This is a genomic window from Curtobacterium salicis, from assembly GCF_011759505.1.
GTDB lineage: Bacteria > Actinomycetota > Actinomycetes > Actinomycetales > Microbacteriaceae > Curtobacterium > Curtobacterium salicis.
In genome coordinates, this window is record NZ_JAAOYO010000004.1 from 130,528 (window position 1) to 151,412 (window position 20,885).

General features: G+C 72.5%; 23 protein-coding genes. 10 read left to right on the top strand and 13 right to left on the bottom strand.

What is annotated here, in order from left to right; genetic code table 11:
- Positions 1 to 25: 25 nt before the first annotated feature.
- The 5 genes from E9228_RS12855 to E9228_RS12875 form a co-directional block, all read right to left on the bottom strand.
- Entirely contained in the window at positions 26 to 676 is a 651-nt protein-coding gene (locus tag E9228_RS12855; RefSeq protein WP_166780959.1) for a GntR family transcriptional regulator, read from the bottom strand.
- 69 nt (positions 677 to 745) lie between these two features.
- Positions 746 to 1,192 (bottom strand): DUF1810 family protein, encoded by a 447-nt coding sequence (locus E9228_RS12860; protein WP_166780960.1) that lies wholly within the window; start codon positions 1,190 to 1,192, stop codon positions 746 to 748.
- Positions 1,189 to 2,013, bottom strand: coding sequence for a DUF2071 domain-containing protein (locus tag E9228_RS12865; protein WP_166780961.1), 825 nt, complete (start codon positions 2,011 to 2,013; stop codon positions 1,189 to 1,191). The genes E9228_RS12860 and E9228_RS12865 overlap by 4 nt, the downstream gene beginning before the upstream one ends.
- Positions 2,010 to 2,411: a DoxX family protein gene (locus E9228_RS12870; RefSeq protein WP_166780962.1), complete on the bottom strand. Its 402-nt coding sequence runs from the start codon at positions 2,409 to 2,411 to the stop codon at positions 2,010 to 2,012. Before E9228_RS12870 ends, E9228_RS12865 begins: the two co-directional genes overlap by 4 nt.
- Before the next feature lie 91 nt (positions 2,412 to 2,502).
- Positions 2,503 to 3,858, bottom strand: coding sequence for a phosphopantothenoylcysteine decarboxylase domain-containing protein (locus E9228_RS12875; protein WP_166780963.1), 1,356 nt, complete (start codon positions 3,856 to 3,858; stop codon positions 2,503 to 2,505).
- A 93-nt stretch (positions 3,859 to 3,951) separates the two neighbouring features.
- On the opposite strand from E9228_RS12875, the gene E9228_RS12880 reads away from it, so the two are divergent.
- The 3 genes from E9228_RS12880 to E9228_RS12890 all read left to right on the top strand — a co-directional run bounded on the left by E9228_RS12880 (position 3,952) and on the right by E9228_RS12890 (position 5,517).
- Entirely contained in the window at positions 3,952 to 4,710 is a 759-nt protein-coding gene (locus E9228_RS12880) for an NRDE family protein (RefSeq protein ID WP_166780964.1), read from the top strand.
- Positions 4,711 to 4,780: 70 nt separating this feature from the next.
- Complete coding sequence (locus tag E9228_RS12885; protein ID WP_166780965.1) at positions 4,781 to 5,212, top strand: chemotaxis protein CheY; 432 nt, start codon at positions 4,781 to 4,783, stop codon at positions 5,210 to 5,212.
- A complete protein-coding gene (locus E9228_RS12890) occupies positions 5,209 to 5,517 on the top strand; it encodes a transcriptional regulator (protein ID WP_111074679.1) in 309 nt (102 codons plus the stop codon). The genes E9228_RS12885 and E9228_RS12890 overlap by 4 nt, the downstream gene beginning before the upstream one ends.
- Before the next feature lie 38 nt (positions 5,518 to 5,555).
- On the opposite strand, the gene E9228_RS12895 is transcribed toward E9228_RS12890, so the two are convergent.
- Positions 5,556 to 6,473, bottom strand: a complete 918-nt coding sequence (locus E9228_RS12895; protein ID WP_166780966.1) for an SDR family oxidoreductase — start codon at positions 6,471 to 6,473, stop codon at positions 5,556 to 5,558.
- Positions 6,474 to 6,574: 101 nt separating this feature from the next.
- On the opposite strand from E9228_RS12895, the gene E9228_RS12900 reads away from it, so the two are divergent.
- The 3 genes from E9228_RS12900 (at position 6,575) to E9228_RS12910 (ending at position 9,299) form a co-directional block, all read left to right on the top strand.
- Positions 6,575 to 7,684: an LLM class flavin-dependent oxidoreductase gene (locus E9228_RS12900; RefSeq protein ID WP_166780967.1), complete on the top strand. Its 1,110-nt coding sequence runs from the start codon at positions 6,575 to 6,577 to the stop codon at positions 7,682 to 7,684.
- A gap of 186 nt (positions 7,685 to 7,870) precedes the next feature.
- Positions 7,871 to 8,497, top strand: coding sequence for a hypothetical protein (locus tag E9228_RS12905; protein WP_166780968.1), 627 nt, complete (start codon positions 7,871 to 7,873; stop codon positions 8,495 to 8,497).
- 310 nt (positions 8,498 to 8,807) lie between these two features.
- Positions 8,808 to 9,299 (top strand): pyridoxamine 5'-phosphate oxidase family protein, encoded by a 492-nt coding sequence (locus tag E9228_RS12910; protein WP_166780969.1) that lies wholly within the window; start codon positions 8,808 to 8,810, stop codon positions 9,297 to 9,299.
- Between the two features lie 78 nt (positions 9,300 to 9,377).
- Here the strand turns inward: E9228_RS12910 and E9228_RS12915 are convergent, their stop codons facing one another.
- A complete protein-coding gene (locus E9228_RS12915) occupies positions 9,378 to 10,619 on the bottom strand; it encodes a hypothetical protein (RefSeq protein WP_166780970.1) in 1,242 nt (413 codons plus the stop codon).
- Positions 10,620 to 10,836: 217 nt separating this feature from the next.
- On the opposite strand from E9228_RS12915, the gene E9228_RS12920 reads away from it, so the two are divergent.
- Both E9228_RS12920 and E9228_RS12925 read left to right on the top strand, forming a co-directional pair.
- On the top strand, positions 10,837 to 12,267 hold the full coding sequence (locus E9228_RS12920) for an MFS transporter (RefSeq protein ID WP_166780971.1): 1,431 nt from the start codon (positions 10,837 to 10,839) through the stop codon (positions 12,265 to 12,267).
- 211 nt (positions 12,268 to 12,478) lie between these two features.
- Positions 12,479 to 13,186: an endonuclease/exonuclease/phosphatase family protein gene (locus tag E9228_RS12925; RefSeq protein ID WP_252728138.1), complete on the top strand. Its 708-nt coding sequence runs from the start codon at positions 12,479 to 12,481 to the stop codon at positions 13,184 to 13,186.
- A gap of 263 nt (positions 13,187 to 13,449) precedes the next feature.
- Here the strand turns inward: E9228_RS12925 and E9228_RS12930 are convergent, their stop codons facing one another.
- The 3 genes from E9228_RS12930 to E9228_RS12940 are packed head-to-tail and all read right to left on the bottom strand — an operon-like array spanning position 13,450 to position 16,117.
- A complete protein-coding gene (locus tag E9228_RS12930) occupies positions 13,450 to 14,121 on the bottom strand; it encodes a methionine ABC transporter permease (protein ID WP_111074671.1) in 672 nt (223 codons plus the stop codon).
- Entirely contained in the window at positions 14,118 to 15,155 is a 1,038-nt protein-coding gene (locus E9228_RS12935; RefSeq protein ID WP_166780973.1) for an ATP-binding cassette domain-containing protein, read from the bottom strand. Before E9228_RS12935 ends, E9228_RS12930 begins: the two co-directional genes overlap by 4 nt.
- Complete coding sequence (locus E9228_RS12940; protein WP_166780974.1) at positions 15,155 to 16,117, bottom strand: MetQ/NlpA family ABC transporter substrate-binding protein; 963 nt, start codon at positions 16,115 to 16,117, stop codon at positions 15,155 to 15,157. Before E9228_RS12940 ends, E9228_RS12935 begins: the two co-directional genes overlap by 1 nt.
- Before the next feature lie 190 nt (positions 16,118 to 16,307).
- Here E9228_RS12940 and E9228_RS12945 point away from each other — a divergent pair, with 190 nt between their 5' ends.
- Entirely contained in the window at positions 16,308 to 16,805 is a 498-nt protein-coding gene (locus tag E9228_RS12945; RefSeq protein ID WP_166780975.1) for a 2'-5' RNA ligase family protein, read from the top strand.
- A 24-nt stretch (positions 16,806 to 16,829) separates the two neighbouring features.
- Here E9228_RS12945 and E9228_RS12950 read toward each other — a convergent pair whose 3' ends face one another.
- The 3 genes from E9228_RS12950 to E9228_RS12960 all read right to left on the bottom strand — a co-directional run bounded on the left by E9228_RS12950 (position 16,830) and on the right by E9228_RS12960 (position 20,075).
- Positions 16,830 to 18,083: a D-arabinono-1,4-lactone oxidase gene (locus E9228_RS12950; protein ID WP_166780976.1), complete on the bottom strand. Its 1,254-nt coding sequence runs from the start codon at positions 18,081 to 18,083 to the stop codon at positions 16,830 to 16,832.
- A 78-nt stretch (positions 18,084 to 18,161) separates the two neighbouring features.
- Positions 18,162 to 19,661, bottom strand: coding sequence for an MDR family MFS transporter (locus E9228_RS12955; RefSeq protein ID WP_166780977.1), 1,500 nt, complete (start codon positions 19,659 to 19,661; stop codon positions 18,162 to 18,164).
- 132 nt (positions 19,662 to 19,793) lie between these two features.
- On the bottom strand, positions 19,794 to 20,075 hold the full coding sequence (locus tag E9228_RS12960) for an acylphosphatase (protein WP_111044419.1): 282 nt from the start codon (positions 20,073 to 20,075) through the stop codon (positions 19,794 to 19,796).
- Positions 20,076 to 20,203: 128 nt separating this feature from the next.
- Between E9228_RS12960 and E9228_RS12965 the strand changes: the two genes are divergently transcribed.
- Positions 20,204 to 20,884: an NUDIX hydrolase gene (locus E9228_RS12965; protein WP_166780978.1), complete on the top strand. Its 681-nt coding sequence runs from the start codon at positions 20,204 to 20,206 to the stop codon at positions 20,882 to 20,884.
- Position 20,885 lies beyond the last annotated feature (1 nt).

Below are 20,885 nucleotides of genomic sequence, written 5' to 3' on the forward strand. Positions count from 1 at the left end.
GCTCAGACGATTCCGTCGGATCGGGTCAGCGCTTCTCGCCGGGCAGCATGTGGATCGCTTCCGTCGCGAGCTCGGCGGCGACGTTGTCGCCGTCCGCGGTCGCCGCGCGCAGGCGTCGGAAGTCGGCGGTCATCTGGTCCCAGTCGAGCAGTTCATCGAGGTTCGGCAGACGCAGCCGGAACGCCAGGCCGTCCATCGTGTCCTGGCAGACACGCTGCAGGTTCTCGTTGCCGCACTCGGCGACGTACAGGGCGAAGACACCGAGCGCATCACGGTTCACCGCGGGCACGTCGTGCGACTCGAGCTCGGTGATCGTCTTGTCGAGCGCGTTGAGGATCCGCTTCCGCGTCGCGGTACCGAGTCGGGGCACCGCCAGCCGGACGACGCCACCGAACAGGACGCCGAGCGTCTGCATGGCCTCGATCACCTCGGCCGGATCAGGCGTCGTGACGCGGGTGTACCGGTTCGGTGCCATCTCGATGAGTCCGGCGCGCGCGAGCTGGCTGAGCGCCTCGCGGATCGGCGTCCGGGAGACCCCGAGCCAGGCGATGAGCTCGTCGTCGTTGAGGCGCTCCCCGGGCTCGAGCGTGCCGTCCATGATCGCCTCGTGGATCTTCTGGCGGACGGTGTCGCGGAGCAGCTTGTGCTCGGTCGGGGCGCTGCTGGGGACCGGCATGGGGACCTTCCGGGTTCGTGACGGGTGCCCGCTCACCGTACCTGATGTGGTACCGGACGGTCGCCCGGGTCAGCGTGCCCGGAGTCCGAGCAGGCGGAGCGTCTCGGGGTCCTCCGCGCCACCGGACCACCGGTCGAGCACGGCGACGAACGGCGCCGGGTCGTCGGCGGCCCGGGCGAAGAGGGTCATCGAGGACCGGGCCTTCACCGCGTCGATCCCCCCGAAGAGCGCCTCCGCCGAGGGTGCCGGCGCGTCGAGCACCGTCGCCGTGACGCGGAGCAGCCGTGGTCCGAGCACCGGGTGCGCCAGGTACGCCCGGGCCTCCTCCAGCCCCGACAGGGCGTACCGCCGCGCCGTCGCACTCCGGCCGAGGCCGGCGAGCTGCGGCAGCACGAACCACATCCAGTGCGAGCGCTTCTGCCCGCCGGCGAGTTCCGCCAGGGCACGTTCGTGGACGCCGTCCTGCGCGGCGACGAAGCGGTCGAGGTCGAACGGGTCGTGCGTCGGGTCGGTCACCGGACCACGTCCCCCCAGGCGTACCGCACGGTGGTGCCGTCGACCACGAGCAGCGAATCGGGCTGCCGGTCGAAGAGCCCGGGCAGCCCCACGGCGTCCGGCAGGTCACCCTCCAGACGCTCCAGGTGCGCCGACCGCACGGTGAGCGGCGGGTGCTGGCGCTGCCAGAACAGCGTCTGGGCGAGCAGGCGCGCGTGGATCCCGGAGCGGGTCGTGAGGGCCGCCGCCAGCGGGGAGCGGTCGACCGCACCGGCCACGACGCGGACCGAGGCTGCGTGGCGGGGGCCGGACGTGCCTCCCGTCCGGCGGGCCTGCCGGACCGCGCGGATCGGGTGCCGGACCCGGTCCGGGTGCCGGACCGACCGGTGGCCGACGGTCTCGCCGCGTCGGCGGGAGCGGGCCCAGGCGAACGTGTAGGGGACACCGAGCAGGGCGTGCGCCGCGACGATCGCGGGCACGTTCGGGGTGTCGACGGTCAGGTACGCGATGCCGTGTCGCCCGACGTCGTCGACGGTGAGCACCTCGATCGTGACCTCGGTCATCGAGCCGAGCCGGGTCGACGGCGGGAACGGCGGCACCTGGGTCTCGCGGAAGACGTACGAGACCAGGCCGACCCACGCGCTGCCGTCCACGATGTCCGGCCGGGTCCCGCGCGGGACCAGGTGGGCCAGCGTCCCGGGCTCGCAGCGCCAGTGCGCGAAGACGATGTCGTCCCAGGCGTGCACCGTCACCGGGCGGTGGCGTAGGGCGACCGCGGCACGGGTCCGTGGGTCGGTGTCACCGACGCCCACGCCGGCGGGCGGCTCCTGGTCCTCGGTCATCGCCGTGGCGCGTGGCGGGCGACGCGCACGGCCCAGGCCACCAGGGGGGCCTGCAGCGGCAACCGGAGCACGGCGGTCAGGCGCGCAGCCCGGGAGGCACGTGAGCTGTCGAGCAGGTCGCTCGCCATCTTGACGTTGGCGGGGAACACCGCGAGGAACAGGGCGGCTGCCGCCCAACCCGCGCGTCGCCGGGTGGCGGGGACGAGGAGGCCGACGGCGATGCCGAGTTCGGCGAGGCCCGAGGCGAGGGTCGTCGTCCGGGGCGGCAGGCCCTCCGGGACGATGCGGTCGTAGCCGCGGGGCCGGAGGAAGTGGGTCACCCCGGCGCCGCCGAGGATGAGGGCGAGGACACCGGCGGTCCTCCTGGCACGTCGTGCCCGTTCGGTCCGCCGTCGCATCGCTCCATCGTGCCCGACCGCACACCGACCACGCCCAGGTGCGGCCCAGGGGAGCGCCGCGGTCCGGATCAGGGGAGCGCCGCGGTCCGGATCAGGGGAGCGCGGTCGCGACCAGGTCGAGCACGGCCGTGGCCACCTCGGCCTTCGTGCCCGAGGTCTCGCGGACGACCTCGCCGCCGGGGACGAGCACCTCGATGGCGTTCTCCTCACGCTCGAACCCGTGCGACCAGCCCACGTGGTTCACGACGAGCAGGTCCGCGGGCTTCCGGGCGATCTTGGCGCGGCCGAGCTCCAGGCGCGCCTCGCGGTCGGGTTCGGTCTCCGCGGCGAAGCCGACGACCACCTGACCGACCCGGCGTGCGGCGACGAGTTCGGCGAGGACGTCGGGGTTCTTCACCAGCTCGAGTGTCATCCGGTCGCCCTGCTGTTCCTTCTTGAGCTTCGACTCGAGCACCTCGGCGGGACGGTAGTCGGCGACCGCCGCGGTCATCACCAGGACGTCGGCCTCGGGCGCTTCGGCGTGCATGGCGGACGCGAGCTCCTGCGCGGACCCGACCCGGACGATGCGCACCGCCAGACCCTCGGTGAGACCGGGGTCGGTGTTCGCGGCGACGAGGGTGACGTCGGCGCCACGTCGGGCTGCCTCGGCGGCGAGTGCGACGCCCTGCCGCCCGCTCGACCGGTTGCCGACGAAGCGGACCGGGTCGAGGGGTTCGCGGGTGCCGCCGGCGCTGACGACGACGCGGACGCCGGCCAGGTCGCCCTGCTCGCCGCGGGCGGCGGTGTGGCGGGCGGGGGTCGCGTCGTCCGTGTCCGTGCGGTCGGCGTGGGTGTCGGTGTGGTCGGTGTCGAGGCCGGTCGCGTCGACGGTCGGGTCGGCCGCCTCGGACGCCTCGAGCACGGCGAGCGCTGCGACGACGATGTCCTCCGGCTCGGACATCCGGCCGATGCCGGCGTCGTCCCCGGTGAGTGCGCCGACGACCGGGCCGACGACGTGGACGCCGCGGGCGCGCAGGGTCGCGAGGTTCGCCCGGGTAGCGGGGTGCTCCCACATCTGCGGGTGCATGGCGGGGGCGACGACGACGGGCGCCTCGGTGGCCAGGAGCGTGGTGCCGAGCAGGTCGCCCGCGAGGCCGGCGGCCATCTTCGCCAGGCTGTCGGCGGTGGCGGGGGCGATCACCACGAGGTCGGCGCGCCGGCCGAGTGCGACGTGGCGGACCTCGGCGACGTCGTCCCAGACGCTGGTGGAGACCGGGTTGCGGCTGAGGGCCTCCAGGGTGGGCAGCCCGACGAACCGCAGCGCGCCCTCCGTCGGCACGACGTGCACGTCGTGGCCGCGCTTGACGAGGTCGCGGACGACGCCGACGGCCTTGTAGGCGGCGATCCCGCCGGTGATGCCGACGACGACGGTGCGGGGACGGGCGGGTTGCGGGGCTGCGTCGTTCACGCCGCTCACGCTACCCGGGCCGTGCGCCGAGCACCGGGTCCGTTCGCGGAGCACCGGGTCTGTTCGCGGAGCACGGGTGGCAGGATCGCCTCCATGTGCACCGTCGTCGTCCGTGTCGATCCCGGGGCGGCGTGGCCCGTGACCGTCCTCGCGCTCCGGGACGAGTCCCCGGACCGGCCGTGGGACCCGCCGGCCGCGTGGTGGCCGGAGCGTGACCCGGGTGTCGTCGGTGTGCGCGACCAGCGGGCGGGAGGCGCGTGGCTGGCCGCCTCGGACCGGAACGGTCTGGCCGTGGTGCTGAACCGGTGGGAGCCGACCCCGGGTGTCGACGGCACCTGGACCACCCGGGGGACCCTGCCGCTGGACGCGGTCGTGGACGACGTCGTCCCGGCTGCGGACGGAGCGCTGCCGACGAGTCGGGCGTTCAACCTGGTGCGTGCCACCGCGGACGGGGCCGAGGTCGTCACGTGGGATGGGTCCGCGGTCCGGACGACGGTGCTCGGGCCGGGCGTGCACATGGTCACGCACGGCGAGCCGGACGACCCGGCCGCGCCCCGGATCGGGCGGTGGCTCGACGCGTTCCGCGCGGTGCCGGCGCCGACCGGTCCGCCCGACTCGCCGCCGGCCGACGAACTCCGCACGTCGCCGGACGACGGGTGGGCGCCCTGGTTCGGGGTGCTCGCAGGCTCCACCGCGCTGGCGCCGGACGACCGGGACGCGATCCTCCGCGACACCGTCGAGCCGGAGGGGCACTTCGCGACGCTGTCGATCGTGGCCGCGACGGTCGGGCCCGGGCGGACGGTGCTCCGGCACACGCGGCTCGCGGAGCCGGGGGAGCTGCGCCTGCGCTGATCGGTTCTGGAAAGTACTTGCCAAAGTGGAAAGTCGCGGTCATGCTGGAGAGAGCCGGAGGAGGCACACCATGACCGACCACACGCAGCTCAGCCCGACCGAGGCCCGTCGACTGCTCGACGAGGCCGACCGCGTCAGCCGCCGGGCCCACGACGCGACCCGCTGGCCCTACGTCACGTTCCTGCTGGGGCTGGGCACGAGCACCGCGTTCGGCACCCTGGCGATGGCCCTGACCGAGGGATCGGCCTTCGGTGTCGCCTACGTCGGCACGATGGTCGCCGTGTTCGCGTTGATCATCTTCTTCTGCATCACGATCCAGGGCCGGCGGGCGTTCTCGTGGAGCCGTCGCTGGTCGCTCTACATGGGCGCCTGGGTGGTCACCTACCTCGGGGCGATCGCGGTCGTCGGGTGGGCGCACGGCAACGTCGTCGCGGCGGCCGTCACATCGGGGCTCGTGCTGCTCGTCACGACCGTGTGCGCCGCCGTCGAGGCGCGTCGGTGACCGCGGAGCAGGTGCACCCGCGACACCGCCTGGTCGACGTCCTGCAGCACCCGGTGCGGTTCTCGATCGTCGCCGCGCTCGACAAGGCCGAGAAGCTCGGGTTCGCCGAGGTCCGGGACGCGGTCGAGGTCAGCGACTCGGTGCTCAGCAAGCAGGTCTCGGCGCTCGAGGCAGCGGGCATCGTCGACGTGCAGAAGGGCTTCGTCGGCAAGGTGCCGCGGACCACCCTGGTGCTCAGCCGGTCCGGCCGGGCCGCCTGGCGCTCGCACCTCGCGGCACTCCGCCAGATCGCCGGGACGGACTGATCGCCGGGACAGACTGACCGCCGGGCGCGACTGACCGATCAGTCCGGCAGGCGCGTCCCGGTGAGGTCCTCGGCCACGGCCCACAGGGACCGGGCGAGGTCGACGCCGCGTGCCGAGCGGGGTACCGAGGCGAGGGTCGTCGGTCCGGTCAGGCCGAACGCGCCGGCCGGCCCGTAGTAGGCGCCCGAGGCGGCGTTCCGGCCCACGGCCGCGTACAGCAGCGGCTCGGAGCCCTGCTCGACGTCCTGGGTGAACGGCAGGGCGCGGTCGTTCGACTGCACCGGGCGGTCGCGGCCGAGGGACCGACCCGCCGACTGCAGGTTCGTGCGGGTGTAGCCCGGGTGGGCGATCGTCGACGACAGCTGCCAGTCACGGGTGACGGCGACCTGGTGCAGGTGCAGGCCGAGCAGCAGGTCGGCGAGCTTCGACTGGGCGTAGGCGAGCCACGGCTGGTAGCCGGTCTGCCACTGCAGGTCCCCGAAGTGGATCTTGCCGGGCACCGCGGCGATGCTCGACATCGTCGCGACGCGGGGGGCCTCGGCGCGCAGCAGGGTCGGCAGCAGCAGGTTCGTCAGCGCGAACGGGCCGAGGTAGTTCGTCCCGAACTGCAGCTCGAAGCCGTCAGCGGTCTCGAAGCGCTCCCGCGGTGCCATCACGCCGGCGTTGTTGACGAGGACGTCGAGCGGTCGGTCGTCGGCGATGATCCCGTCCGCGAAGCGGTGCACGCTCGACATGTCGGCGAGGTCGAGTTCGCGCACCTCGAGGTCGGCGTCCGGGTGCTCGTGGCGGATCTCGGCGGCGGCGGCCTCGCCCTTGGACACCGTGCGGACGGCGATGACGACGCTCGCGCCCGCTCCGGCGAGCCGACGTGCGGTCTCCTTGCCGGTGCCGCTGTTGGAGCCGGTGACGACGATGCGTCGGCCGGTCTGGTCGGGGAGGTTCGAGGGCTGCACCATGCGTCGGACCGTACACAGCGGTGCTGGGGGTGCGCGCCCGGGCAGATCGTGCTAGTTTTCATGCGTTCGCATTGATCGACTGCGAGATCCGGGAGGGTCCCATGAGCAACGCCTTCGGTACCGACCGACCCTCGGACGTCCCGCCCCCTGCACCGGACCGCATCGGCCCGGTGCAGCTCGGCCTCGACACGTTCGGTGACGTCACCGAAGCCGCCGACGGGGGCGTGCAGACCCACGCCGCGACCCTGCGTGACCTGATCGACGAAGCCGTCCTGGCCGACCAGGTCGGCATCGACTTCATCGGCGTCGGCGAGCACCACCGCGCCGACTACTCCGTCAGCGCCCCCGAGGTCGTCCTCGCCGCGATCGCCGCCCGCACCGAGCGCATCCGCCTGGGCTCCGCCGTCACCGTGCTGTCCTCGGACGACCCGGTCCGCGTGTACGAGCGCTTCGCCACCGTCGACGCGATCTCGAACGGCCGCGCCGAGGTCATCCTGGGCCGCGGGTCCTTCACCGAGTCCTTCCCGCTGTTCGGGTTCGACCTGCACGACTACGAGGTGCTGTTCGAGGAGAAGCTCCAGCTCTGGAGTGCGCTCCGCGGCGGCGACACCGTCACGTGGCAGGGCACCAAGCGCGCCTCGCTCGTCGAGCAGGACGTCTTCCCGAAGCTCGAACACGGCCCGATCCCGACCTGGATCGGCGTCGGCGGCTCCCCGCAGTCGGTCATCCGCGCCGCGTCCTACGGCATGCCGCTGTTCCTCGCGATCATCGGTGGGCAGCCCGCGCAGTTCGCCCCGTTCGCACGGCTCTACCGCCAGGCGCTCGACCAGCTCGAGCTCCCGCAGCAGCCGATCGCCATGCACTCCCCGGGCTTCATCGCCGAGACCGACGAGGAAGCGGCCGAGCGCTACTGGCCGTACCACAAGGCCGTCACCGACCAGCTCGGCCGGGAGCGCGGCTGGCCGCCCCTCGACCAGGCCGGCTACCGCGCCGGGCTCTCGGCCGGCGGGTCGCTCTACGTCGGGTCGCCGGAGACCGTGGCGCGGAAGGTCGCCCGCAACATGCGGATCCTCGGCGTCTCGCGGTTCGACATGCGGTACGCGACCGGCCACCTGCCGCACGCCGACATGATGCGCTCGATCGAGCTGTACGGCACGCGCGTCGCGCCGCGCGTCCGCGAGCTGCTGGCCGAGCCGGTCCCGGTGCCCTGAGCCGCGCCTCCCGGCCGGCCCGGCGCTGTCCGGGTTCGCGGAACACCGGTGTTCGTCCGTCACGCCGCGTCATCACGCGGCGCGACGGACGAACACCGGTGTTTCTCCGTCCTCCTGTCCGCGGCCGGGAGGCACGGGGCACGCCCGTCCGGCGGCTCCCCGGACGACGCGGGTAGCGTCGGGCGCATGTCGCCGAGCAGCAACGAGACCACCGAACGACGGTTCCGCGGGCGAATCCTCGGCGCCGGGAGCACCTCCGGCGTCCGGTTCGTGGTCGGCATGTGGGACTCCTCGCCGTTCGGCGCCTTCACCGACGTCTTCGTGGAGCTGCCCGACGGCACGAGCGTCCTGCTCGCCCCGGACGAGATCGTCGCCGCCTACGTCTCCGGCACGTACCGCTTCGACGCCGTGTCCGTGGTCGACATCCGGGCCCGTCGCACCGCTCGCGGACTGGAACTCGACGCCGGCCCGCTCGTCGCCTCGGTCGACGTCGGCACCATCTCGCCGCTCGGGCGGGTCCTGCGCATCGTCCCCAAGCGGATCGCCCGCGACCCCCGCTGGCTCGCCGTGATCGACCCCGTCGCGAAGCTCGTCGCGCCGGGTGCCGGCACCGCCGGCACCGCGGGCAACGGTCGCCGCGAGTACTACGGCGTCACCGGCGCACACGACGTCGTCGGCGTCCGGGGCACCTGGGCGGGGGAGCCGCTCGGGACGCTCGCGCCGCTCGACCCCCCGGTCCGGTTCGGCTTCGCGTCGCTGCCGCGGATCCCGCAGGTCGTCGACGTCGAGACCACGATCCGCGAGCGCGCCTGATCCGCGAGCGCGCCTGATCCGCGAGCGCGCCTGAGCCGCGAGCGCGCCTGAGCCGCGGCCGGCTGGCGGCGCTGGCGCCGAGCCTCGGCCTGGGGGACAGGATGCGCCGTGCGGATGCCGCAGGGTGTCCGGCCAGCCGAGCCTCGGCGCGCGGTGGTGCGGTGCCCGCGCAGCGGAGCATCGGACGGGAGGCACGGGACGACCCCCTCGCGCGCATCCAGTGTGCGGGGGCACACTGGTCGGAACGGTTCGCGCCCGGTGCCCGGCTGACGTGTCAGCGGGGACGGGGCGCACGACGCAAAGGAGCATCATGACCGACACCCAGACCGACCACCGTGCCGCCATCTCCGACATCGTCCACGGTGCCCGCACGGCCCTCCTCACCACGGTGAGCGAGGACGGCCAGCTGCACGCCCGGCCCCTGGCCGTGCAGGACAAGTCCTTCCACGGCAGCCTGCGGTTCCTCGTGCAGGACGGCAGCGAGAAGGTCGAGGACATCGCCCGGAACCCGCACGTCAACGTCGCGATCGAGTCCCAGGGTGGCTACCTGTCGATCGCCGGCACCGCCACCGTCACCGAGGACCGCGCGGTCGTCGACGAGCTGTGGTCGCCGTTCGCCGAGGCGTGGTTCCCCGAGGGCCGGGACGACCCGTCGATCCGGCTGCTCACCGTGGAGGGCGTCTCGGTCGAGTACTGGACGCAGGACACCGGCCCGGTGGGCTCGCTCGTGCAGACCCTCAAGGCCGCGCTCGGGCACCAGTCCCAGCCGGACGTCGGGACGCACGGCACGCTCGAGGTCTGACAGCGCCGACGCCCGGGCCGGTCAGCGCGTGGCGACCAGCGCTGGTCGACCCGGGCGTCGACGCGGCGGTCGGGGACGTCAGGGCGGTCCGAGCAGCCAGAGGACCGCGACGAACACCGGCTGCAGCACCAGTGCGCCGGTGACCAGGGTCCAGCGCATCGCCGGCTTCGCGACGAGCTCCGGCGAGCCCATCAGCGGCGCCAACGGCATGAGCAGCCGCGGGGTCGACGCCATCGGCAGGGACACCGCGAACACGTACAGCGCGTACCCGGCGGCGAACACGATGGTCGTCGTACCGAGCTTCCGGGTCGACCGGCGTGCCAACCACATCGGGTAGAGCACGAGCAGCACCACGACCATGAGCACGCCGCCGACGCCGAGCCACTTCGCGGTGGTCAGGAACCACGGCGACAGCGGGACGAAGTGCACCCGGCCGATGAAGTTCACCCACCACGACATCTCGGTCGCCAAGTACGCGTCGGGGCGGCCGGTGGCCCACCCGGCGATCACGGGCCAGGCGGCGCCGGCGGCGGCCATCACGACTCCGGCGGCCACGACCTGGACGCGCTCCAGGACCGGGAACCCGTCGAGCGTGCGGGCGCCCGACCGACGGGCGCCGACGTACCGGACCAGGGCGATGACGCCGAGGGTCAGCGGGATCGCGAGCGCACCCGGCCGGGTGAACGCGGCGACCACTCCGAGCACGGTGAGCAACCCGTACCGCCGCCGCTCCATCGCGAGCAGCGCGCCGAAGGTCAGTGCCAGGAACGCGGTCTCGGCGTACCCGACCTGCAGCAGGAAGGACAGCGGACCGCACGTGAAGAAGAAGACCGCCCAGAGCGCTGCCGTGTTGCCGGCGTGCTCCTGGACGAGACGGTGGAGCAGGAACGTCGCGACGAGCCCGGCGATGATCGCGACGGCCGGGCCGCCGATCGTGAACGGCAGACCTGTGGACACCGTCAGCAGACGGATCGTGAACGGGAACGCCGGCAGGAACGCCCACGCGTTCTGGGCGACGTGACCGGTGGCGTCGAGCGGCAGGACCGAGGGGTACCCGTGCAGCGAGATCGCCTCGTAGTACTGGCCGTCCCACGAGGTCAGGAACGCCGTGAACCCCTGGTCGTTGCCCCACAGGGCGTTCGCCGGCTGCACCCGACCCATCAGCGGGTAGGCGACCATCAGCCACATCGTCGAGACCAGGCGCCCCACGGTCCACAGCAGCAGCACCGACGACCACGCCGGCATGCTCACGACCGTGTCGACGACGCGGCGGCGCCCCGCGGCGACCGAGCCCGTCAGGACTCCGTCCAGGCGGCTCACGCGCGCGGTCCGCGGAGGTCGGGTACGGCAGACTGCACGGCTCCACGCTAGCGGGCGATCCCTGGAGAGCCGGGACGCGTGCCGTCGTGGCGGCCCAGGCGGGTGATCCGTGCCTCCCGGCTGTCCGGAACACGTCGACGGCGTCACCGCTCGTCGCCCGCGCGACCGCCACCGGACTGCGCGGGGCGGGACCCGACCCGGACTAGCATCCAAGGCGATGACGACGACGACGACGGCACGACGGACGAGCAGCACGGCGGTCGCCGTGCTCGTGGCCGGGACCTTCTTCATGGAACTGCTGGACGGGACGATCCTCGCCACCGCCGCTCCCGCCATGGGGCGCGACCTGGGGGTCGACTCCGCCGCGGTCGGGGTCGCGATCACCGCGTACCTCGTCACGCTCGCCGTGTTCATCCCGGTCAGCGGCTGGATCACCGACCGGGTCGGGTCGCGGACCGTCTTCGTCGGCGCGATCGCGCTGTTCACCGTCGCGTCCGCGCTGTGCGCGGCCTCGACCGGACTGGTCGAACTGACGCTCTGGCGGATCCTGCAGGGACTCGGCGGTGCGCTGATGGTGCCGGTCGGGAGGCTCGTGGTGCTCCGCAGCGCCGGTCGCGACCAGCTCGTCACGGCCATCGCGATCCTCACCTGGCCGGCGTTGGCGGCACCGATCATCGCCCCGTTCCTCGGCGGGGTCCTCGTCGACACCCTGTCGTGGCACTGGATCTTCCTCGTCAACATCCCCCTCGGGGTGATCGCCGTGGTCGCGGCGCTCCTGCTCGTGCCACAGGAGCGGGCGCCGGAGCGGGTGCCGTTCGACTGGCTCGGGTCGTTGCTCGCCTGCCTCGGGCTCGGGGCGCTCGTCGTGATGGCGTCGCTGCTGGCCCTCGACACGGTGCCGATCGTGCCGACCGTGCCGGCCGGCGTCGTCGGTGCGCTCTGCACCTGGCTGGCGATCCGCCACTTCCTGCGCGCCGCGCACCCGATCATGGGGCTCGGTGCGTTCCGGCTCGAGACCTTCCGGGTGTCCCACGCCGGCGGCAGCCTGTTCCGCCTGGCCGTGTCCGCCGTGCCGTTCGTGCTGCCGCTGCTGTTCCAGGACGCCTGGGGGTGGACCGCGCTCGAGGCCGGGTCCGCCGTGCTGTGGGTCTTCGTCGGCAACCTCGGCATCAAGCCCGCGACGACGCCGTTCCTGCGCTGGTGGGGCTACCGGCCGGTGATCGTGGTGTCCTCGGCCGTCGCCGCGCTGTCCGTCGTGGCGATGGTGTTCCTCACGCCGGACACGCCGTTCTGGTTGCTCGCCGTGCTCCTCGTCGTCAGCGGGGCCGCACGCTCGGTGGGGTTCACCGCGTACAACACCATCGCGTTCGCCGACGTCGAGCAGCCCGACATGACCGCGGCGAACACGCTGTCCTCGACGCTGCAGCAGACCGCGGCCGGGTTCGGCGTCGCCGTCGTCGCCGTGGTGCTCCGTGCCGCCGCCGGGGTCGGCGGGCAGGGTCTCGCCGGCTCCGGGCCGTACGCGGTCGCGTTCGTCGTCATCGCGGTGCTGCTCGTCGTCGCCTGCGTCGAGGGGCTCCTGATGAGCCGGACGGCGGGCGACACGGTCCGTCCCGCACGGCGCGTCCGAAGCGCATCGCGAGCCTGATCGGGCACCACGGCTCGTCACCGATCGTGCACCCGCAGGTCACGTGTCCGGGATGCGCAGCACGCTACAGTCTCAGCAACCTGCTGCCATCCCCGAGTACCGTGACCGCGGCAGGAGAGCGGGCCGTTCAGGGCCCAGGACGGAAGGCAGCATGGCGGCGCCACACGAGCAGGGATCGACCGAACCGACCACCGGAGTCGGACAGAGGACCTTGCGCGTCGTGAGCTACAACCTCCGTGAGCACACCGCGAACAGCGAACTCGCCGCCCTGGCCGAGGCCTCGCAGGCCGACGTCCTGTGCGTGCAGGAGTGCGACAGCACCGACCTCGCCACCTCCGTCGGCGGCCTGACGCTCGCGGCGTCGACCCAGGCGAACCGCCTCGGCCTCGCCATCTACAAGCGCGACGACCGCTTCGACGTGCAGGACTTCGGCATCCACTCCCTGCAGAAGTCCCTGCACGACCGGGTCCTCTCGCCCGCGCACGAGCGGCTCATCGCCATGCACCTGTACGACCGGGAAGCCGAGGCCGAGGTCATCGTCGCCTCGTTCCACGCCTCGCCCCTGACCGCCACGAACTCGCTGCGCCGCAAGCAGATCGAGGCCGCGCACGACTTCGTCCGCGACCTGTCGAGCGAGGCCCCGGCGATCATGGTCGGCGACTTCAACTACCCGTGGTTCCAGACGAACCTGCGCCGGAAGATCGAGGAGTCCGGGTTCGCGCTGTCCCTCTCGGACCAGCCGACGTACCTGCGCTACCGCAAGTTCACCGGGCACTTCGACTTCGCCACGAGCGTCGGGCTGCACATCGCCGGCGTGGAGACCCTGCCCGCCGGCATCTCCGACCACCGGCCGATCCTGGTGCGGGCGAACTACGAGGCGCCGGCGTCGGCTGCCGGGACGGCGTCCGCGGTCGCCTGACCGCTCGGCGCCTGCCCGCTCGGCGCCTGCCCGCGCGGTGCCTGCCCGCTCGGTGCCTGCCCGCTCGGCGCCTACCGGGCGGGAGGCGCGAGGCGGGGCCTCGCCGCGCCTCCCGTCCGGACCGGTGTCCGCCGAGGTGGCACGACATGCCGGACGTGTGTCGCCCAGGTGCACGAATTCCGGCATCTCGGCGTGCGAGATGCCGGAATTGCGCACCCTCGCGGGCGGGCGGGGGGACGGGCGCGGGCGGGCGGGCGAGGCCCTCAGCGGCGGAGCGTCGCCCGCGCCAGGCGGTTGCCGACGAACTGGCCGAGCTGCACGATGACGACGATCGCCGCGACCGACACGTAGACGACCCACCAGTCGTACCGCTGCGACCCGTAGGTGATCGCGTACTCGCCGAGCCCGCCACCACCGACCAGGGCGCCCTGCGCGGTCATGTCGACGATGCCGATGTAGATGAACGTGTAGCCGAGGATCAGCGGCCCGAGCCCCTCGGGGATCAGCACGGTCAGCAGGATCGACACCGGGTGCGCCCCGGAGGCACGTGCCGCCTCGACCACGCCCGGATCGATCGCGAGCAGGTTCTGCTCGACGATCCGCGACACCGCGAACGCGGCGGCGAGCGAGATCGCGAACGTCACCGCGGGGACGCCGATCGTGGTCTGCACGGCCACGCGTGAGAGCGGTGCGATCGCGGCGAGGAAGATCACGAACGGGATCGGACGGACCAGGTTCACGACCAGGTTGATGACCGTGTACGCGGTGCGGTTCGACAGCAGGTTGCCGGGCCGGGTGGCGTAGAGCAGCAGTCCGAGGGCCAGGCCGATGACGCCCGCGATGACGAGCGACACCAGGGACATGACGATCGTGTCCCGGGTCGCGGCGAGGAACACGTCGAACGTGTCGATGACGCTCTGGAACGAGTTGTTCATGCGCGCGCCTCCTCGACGACGGTGATGCCGGCCGACCGCAGGGCGCCGACCGCCCGGTCCACGTCGGCGTCCGTGCCGCCGAGTTCGTACGTCAGCGACCCGATCCGACGCTCGCGGATCTCGCTGACCCCGCCGAAGACGAGTTCCGCGGTGACCGAGGTGTCGCGGAACGCCTGGTCGATGCGACCCTGTAGCCCGGACTCGTCGGTGATGCGGACCGACACGAGCCGGCCGGGGTGGCGTTCGTGCAGGCGGGCGACCGTCTCGGCCGAGGGGCGGTCGTGCAGCGCGGTGCGGACGAAGCGCTGCGCTGCCTCGGTGGTGGGGGCGGAGAACACGTCGTACACGTCCCCGACCTCGACCACGCGGCCCTGCTCCATGACAGCGACGCGGTCGGCGATCCGCCGGACGGCGTCCATCTCGTGCGTGATCACGATGATCGTGACGCCGAGTTCCCGGTTCACGCGGCGGAGGAGCGCGAGCACCTCCGACGTGGTCTCCGGGTCGAGCGCACTGGTCGCCTCGTCGGCGAGCAGCAGCTCGGGGTCCGCCGCGAGCGCCCGGGCGATGCCGACACGCTGCTTCTGCCCGCCGGACAGCTGCTCGGGGTAGGCGTACGCGCGGTCGAGCAGCCCGACGAAGTCGAGCAGTTCGGCGACGCGGCGGTCCCGTTCGGCCTTCGCGACACCGGCGACCTTGAGCGGGTACGCCACGTTGCCCGCGATCGTGCGGGAGCGGAACAGGTTGAACTGCTGGAAGACCATCCCGATCCGCCGGCGGGCCCGACGGCGGTCACGCTCGGGGATCGCCGTCAGTTCCTGCCCGGCCACGGTGACGGTGCCCGAGCTGGGCAACTCCAGCGCGTTGACGAGTCGGACCAGGGTCGACTTGCCGGCACCGGAGTACCCGATGACCCCGAGGACCTCGCCCTGGTGGACGTCGAGGTCGACACCCTCGACCGCGGTGACGGTCTCTCCGGTGTCGGCGCGGCGGTAGCTCTTGGTGACACCGCGGAGTTCGACGAGGGCGACCACTACTCGGCTGCTGCCTTCGCGTCCTGCTCCACGGTGGCGAGCTCGTCCTGCAGGGTGGAGGCCTTCTCGTCCCGGGCGACGGCGTCCGGGTAGTCCTTCGTGAAGTCCTCCTGCACCGCCTCGTCCTGGAACAGCTTCGCCAGGGCGAGGTAGGTGGCGTTGTCCTTGTCCTCGTCGCGGACCGCGAAGACGTTGACGTACGGCGCGGCGGAGGAGCTCGACGGGTCGTCGGTGAAGACCTTGTCCGATGCGGGCAGGCCGGCGGCGGTCGCGAAGTTGTTGTTCACGACGGCAGCGGCGACCGAACCCTGCTGCAGGGCGTTCGCGGTCTGTGAGGCGTCGAGCGGCTGCACGTCCACCTCGTGCGACTCGATGTCGTCGGTGGTGGAGAAGGCGCTGCCGCCGTCCTTGAGCTCGATGAGCTTCGCGGACTGCAGGACGAGGAGGGCGCGCGCCTCGTTGATGGCGTCGTTCGGGATCGCGACCTTCGCGCCCTCGGGGATCGCGGACGTCTTGTCGTACTTCGTCGCGTAGAGGGGGAGCGGGTAGACCGCGGTGGACCCGATCGGCTGCAGGTCGTCCTTCGCGGTGACGTTGTAGTTCGCCAGGTACTGGATGTGCTGGAACTGGTTGATGTCGACCTGCCCGTCCTTGAGGGCGGGGTTCGGCAGCGAGTAGTCGGCGAAGTTGGTCAGCTTCACGGTGACGTTGAGGCGCTCCTTCGCGAGCGCCGTGTAGGTCTTCCAGTACGGCAGCGCCTTGTCCGCGACACCGATCGTGACGGTCTGCGCCTTGCGGTCCGAGCCGGTGCCGGCGGCGCCCGCCTGGTCGGAGCCGCCACTGCGGACGGCGACGACGACGATCGCGATGACGATCGCGACGACGACGACGGCTGCGGCGATGATCCAGCCGAGGGGCCGCTTGCGCTGCGGACGGTCGGGCAGGGTGGGTGCTGCGGACATGGGTGCTCCTCGTGAGGGGGTCGCCCTGGTGGCAGGGACGGTGCTGTGGGGGTCCCGACGCCGGGTGTCGCCCGGCGGGGACAGCCACGAGTGTGCCTGGCGTGCCCCGACCGGGTCGAACCACGTTCCGCCGTGTTACGACCGGAGTCCTCGCGTGACGTCGGCGCTCGCCGTCGGGCAGGCTCGGGTGGTGCGCAGCATCGAACTCGTCCTCGACCCGGATGCCGAACGGGCGGTGCGGGCCGCCTGGGAGGCCCTGGTCGCCGCCGACCTGCCGAGCATGGGTCGACACACGTCCGAGACGAACGCCCCGCACGTGACCCTGACGGCGGGGGAGACCCTGGTCGTCCCGTCGGGCTTCGACGCGCCGCTGCCGCCGAGCATCCGCCCCGCCGGCCTCCTGCTCTTCCCGGCCGGGCCGGGTCGTCACGTCCTGGGCGTGTCCGTCGTCGTCGACCGGCCGCTCGCCGCGTTCCACGAGGCCGTGCACCGTGCGGCACCCGGAGGCGTCGACACGTCGCTGCCCGGTCGGTGGGCGCCGCACCTGACGCTGGCACGTCGGCCGCGGGACGTCGACCTGCCGCGGATGCTCGAGGTGCTGTCGTCGGTGGCGCTGCCGGAGACCCTCGGCGTGGCCGGCGTCCGGCACTGGGACGGTGAGACGACGACCGTCACACCGGTCAGTTGAGCGTCGCCGCCCCGGGTGGTCCCGTCACCGCACCAGCCCGAGCACCCGCTCACCGAACGCGGAGCGGAACTTGCCCGACGAGTCGCGGCGCGCGACCAGGTCGCGGAAGGCGCCCAGCCGCGGGTAGAGCTCGGCGACGGCGGAGCCGTCGAGGGAACTCATCTTCCCCCAGTGCGGACGGCCGCCGAACGGGGCGATCCGTGCCTCCAGGTCGGGCAGCAGGGCGGCGACCTCGTCCGGGTGCTTCTTCCAGGTGAAGGCGATGCAGAGCACGTCCTCGCCCTGTGTCGGGCTGAGCCACAGGTCGTCGGCGGCCATCGTGCGCAGTTCGCAGACGTGCAGGTGCGGCTGGATCCGGTCGGCCAGCCCACGCAGCGCGTCGAGCGCGCCGGCCGCGTGTCGGAGCGGCACGAAGTGCTCGCTCTGGACCTCCGACCCGACCGAGGGCACGGCCTCGATCGGGAAGTGCGGCAGCCGGTCCCACCAGGGCCCGACCGAGCCGTCGCGGGCGGTGTGGTGACCGTCACCGGGGGAACCGGGCAGGCGGGGTGCGCCCAGGAGGCCCGTGGGGACGTCGACGTCGTCGGCCCCGTCCGGCACGCGGGACTTCACGAGCACCTCGGACACGGTGTCGCCGAACAACGTGTACGCGCAGACGGAGTACCCCGCGGCGAAGACCTCGGCGGCGGAGGCGGTGAAGGTGTCCCACGGGATCGGCCCGTAGAGGTCCTGGCGCATCCGGTAGGCGGGCTGCACGTCGACGGTGACGCGGGTGACGATGCCGAGCAGTCCGAGGTGGATCGCGGCGCCGGGCAGGTCCGCGTCGCCGCGGCGGATCGTGGTCGTGGCGCCGTCGGGGCCCATCACGTCGAGTGCGGCGACGGCGGTGCTCAGCGAGCCGAGGGTGGTGCCGGAGCCGTGCGTGCCGGTGGCGATCGCACCGCCGAGCGAGATGTGGGGGAGCGACCCCTCGTTGTGCAGGGCGACCCCGGCGGCGTCGAGTTCCGGTGCCACGAGCCCGTACCGGGTGCCGGCGCCCATCGTCGCCGTCCGACGGTCCGCGGCGACGACGAGGTCGGTCGGGACGGCGGTCAGGTCGAGCAGGACGCCCGGGGTGTCGGCGACGTCGTTGAAGGAGTGCCGGGTGCCGAGGCCGTGGATGCTGGGGCTGCGGGCGACGAGCTCGGCGACGTCGTCGAGCGAGGTCGGCCGCACCACCCGCTCGGCCGTGTAGGTGACCGTGCCGGACCAGTTCAGCTCGCTCGTCGTCGACCGCATGCGCCCACGATGCCACGCCGCCGGGAACGACGACGCGCCCCCTCCGGGAGAGGGGGCGCGTGGTCTGTCCGGGATCGGTCAGTGCATGGCGGGCGCGGGTGCACCCTCCGGGGTGGCCGGCTTCCGGACCATCGCCGAGGCGACGATGCCGAGCATCGAGATCACCGCGCCGACGAGGAACGCCGAGTGCACACCGGACGCGGTCGCCCGTGCCGTGGCCTCGGCGGCGGTCGCGGCGCCCGCGACGTCGCCGTTCGTCGCCGCAGCGGTGGCGCCGAGGGTCAGCAGCGTGACGAACAGTGCCGTGCCGGCTGCGCCCGCCAGCTGCTGGGCCGTGCCGAGGACGGCGCTGCCGTGCGAGTACAGGCGCGGCGGCAGGCCACCGAGTGCCGCGGTGAACAGCGGCGTGAAGGTCAGTGCCAGGCCGAGGCTCAGCACGATGTGGGCGACGAGGACGAACCAGACGCTGGTGTCCGCGGTGACCGTCGAGAGCGCCCACAGCACGGCGCTGATGATCACCGAGCCGGGGATGAGCAGCATCCGCGGCCCGTGGCGGTCGTAGATCCGGCCGACGATCGGGGACAGCAGCCCCATCAGCAGACCGCCGGGGAGCAGCAGGAGTCCGACCTGCAGGACCTCGAGGCCGAGCACGCGCTCGAGGTAGATCGGCAGCAGGATCAGCGTGCCGAACATCGCCATGAAGCTGATCGCCATCGCGACGATCGGGATCGTGAAGCCCTTGGTGCTGAACGTGCGGAGGTCGAGCAGTGCCGCGTCCCGACGCTGCAGACGGGTCTGGCGGACGATGAAGACGGCCAGCGCGACGAACCCGACGACGAGCGAGCCGACGGGCACGCCGTACCCGGTGTCGCCGGCCTCGCCGATGCTCGACAGGCCGTAGACGATGCCGCCGAACGCGAAGGCGGACAGGACCACGGAGAACACGTCGATCGCGGACTTCCGCGGGGTGGAGACGTTGCGGACCTTCAGCATGCCGAGCACGAGGGCGGCGAGGGCGATCGGCAGGACGAAGCCGAAGAGCCAGCGCCACGAGAACGCGTTGAGGATGAGGCCGGAGATCGTCGGGCCGATCGCGGGGGCGACCGAGATGACGATCGAGATGTTGCCCATCACGCGGCCACGGTGGGCCGGCTCGATGAGGGTCAGGACGGTGGTCATGAGCAGCGGCATCATGATCGCGGTGCCACTGGCCTGCACGATGCGCCCGATGAGCAGCATCGTGAAGCCCGGCGCGAGCAGTGCGATGAGCGTCCCGACGGAGAACAGGCTCATCGCCCAGACGAACACCGGACGGGTGTTGAAGCGCTGCAGCAGGTAGCCGGTGATCGGGATCACGACGGCCATGGTGAGCAGGAAGCCGGTGGTCAGCCACTGTCCGGTCGCGGCGCTGATGCCGAGGTCGTCCATGAGTCGCGGCAGCGCCACGCCCATGATCGTCTCGTTGAGGATGACGACGAACGCCGAGACGAGCAGCAGCCCGATCACGAGGCGGTTGCCCGCGGGGGAGGACTCTTCGACGGACCCGGTGCGGGGTGCGGAGTCGACGGCCTGGGTCAAGGGGGCTCCTGGTGTCTTCGTGGTGTGACGGGTGGACCCACGACGGGTGGGTACCGAGGCTGCAAGAGCTGACAGGACCACAGCATTCCCGACTGCCGTCGAACGCGCGATGGACTCCGCGTGTCGGACACCTCAGTGCAGGATGCGGAAGCCGTCGTCCTCGCCGAGTGGGGCGACCTCGCGGACGGCCACGTCGGTGACGGTCGCCGAGGGAGGTCCGGAGCGGAGCATCACGACGAGTGCGTCGACCGCGGGGCCGGGGCCCTCCGCCTCGACCTCGACGGTGCCGTCGAACAGGTTCCGCGCGTACCCGACGAGTTCGAGTCCGTCGGCCTTCCGTGCCGTCCAGTACCGGAACCCGACGCCCTGCACCGTCCCGGTCACGACGGCGTGCTTCCTCGTGGTGCTGCCCATGCGGCCGATGCTACGAGCGGCGTGTTACCCGGGCGTCACGACTGCGTTCCGGTCCGGTGACCATCGTGATACGGTCATCATTACCCGAACAGTTCGGGTCAAAATGACCATAACAGACGGGAGCCGCGATGGACGACAACGCGATCCGGCTCGCGGTCTCGACCGTCATCGTCGCGCTCCGCCCGCATCCCGACACCGGCGTCCCCGCGCTCTGGATGCCGCTGGTGCGTCGCGTGACCGAGCCGTACGAGGGCTCCTGGGCGTTGCCCGGTGGATGGGTCGGCGCCGACGAGGGGCTCGACGACTCCGCCGCCGCACGCCTCCGCGAGACGACCAAGGTGCAGCCGCGCTACCTCGAGCAGCTCTACGCGTTCGGCGCGGTCGACCGGTCGCCCACCCGCGTCGTCTCGGTCGTGTACTGGGCGCTCGTGCACCCGGACGAAGCGAGCGTCGTGCCGGACGACTGGAACGTGCGGTGGTTCCTCGCCGACGAGCACCCCCCGCTGGCGTTCGACCACGACCGGATCGTCGAGTACGCGCTGTGGCGACTGCGCAACAAGATGTCGTACTCCCGGATCGCCCAGGCGTTCCTCGGTGACCGGTTCACGCTCGCTGAACTCCGCGGTGTGTACGAGGCGGTGCTCGGGCAGACGCTCGACCCGGCGAACTTCCGACGGCAGGTCGCCCAGAGCGACGCGGTCCTGCCGACCGACGAGACCACGAGCGGCGGACGGCACCGACCGGCCCGGCTCTACCGCTCGAACCCCGACCTGTCGTACGCGGACAACGGCCCGCTGACGACGCCCTGAC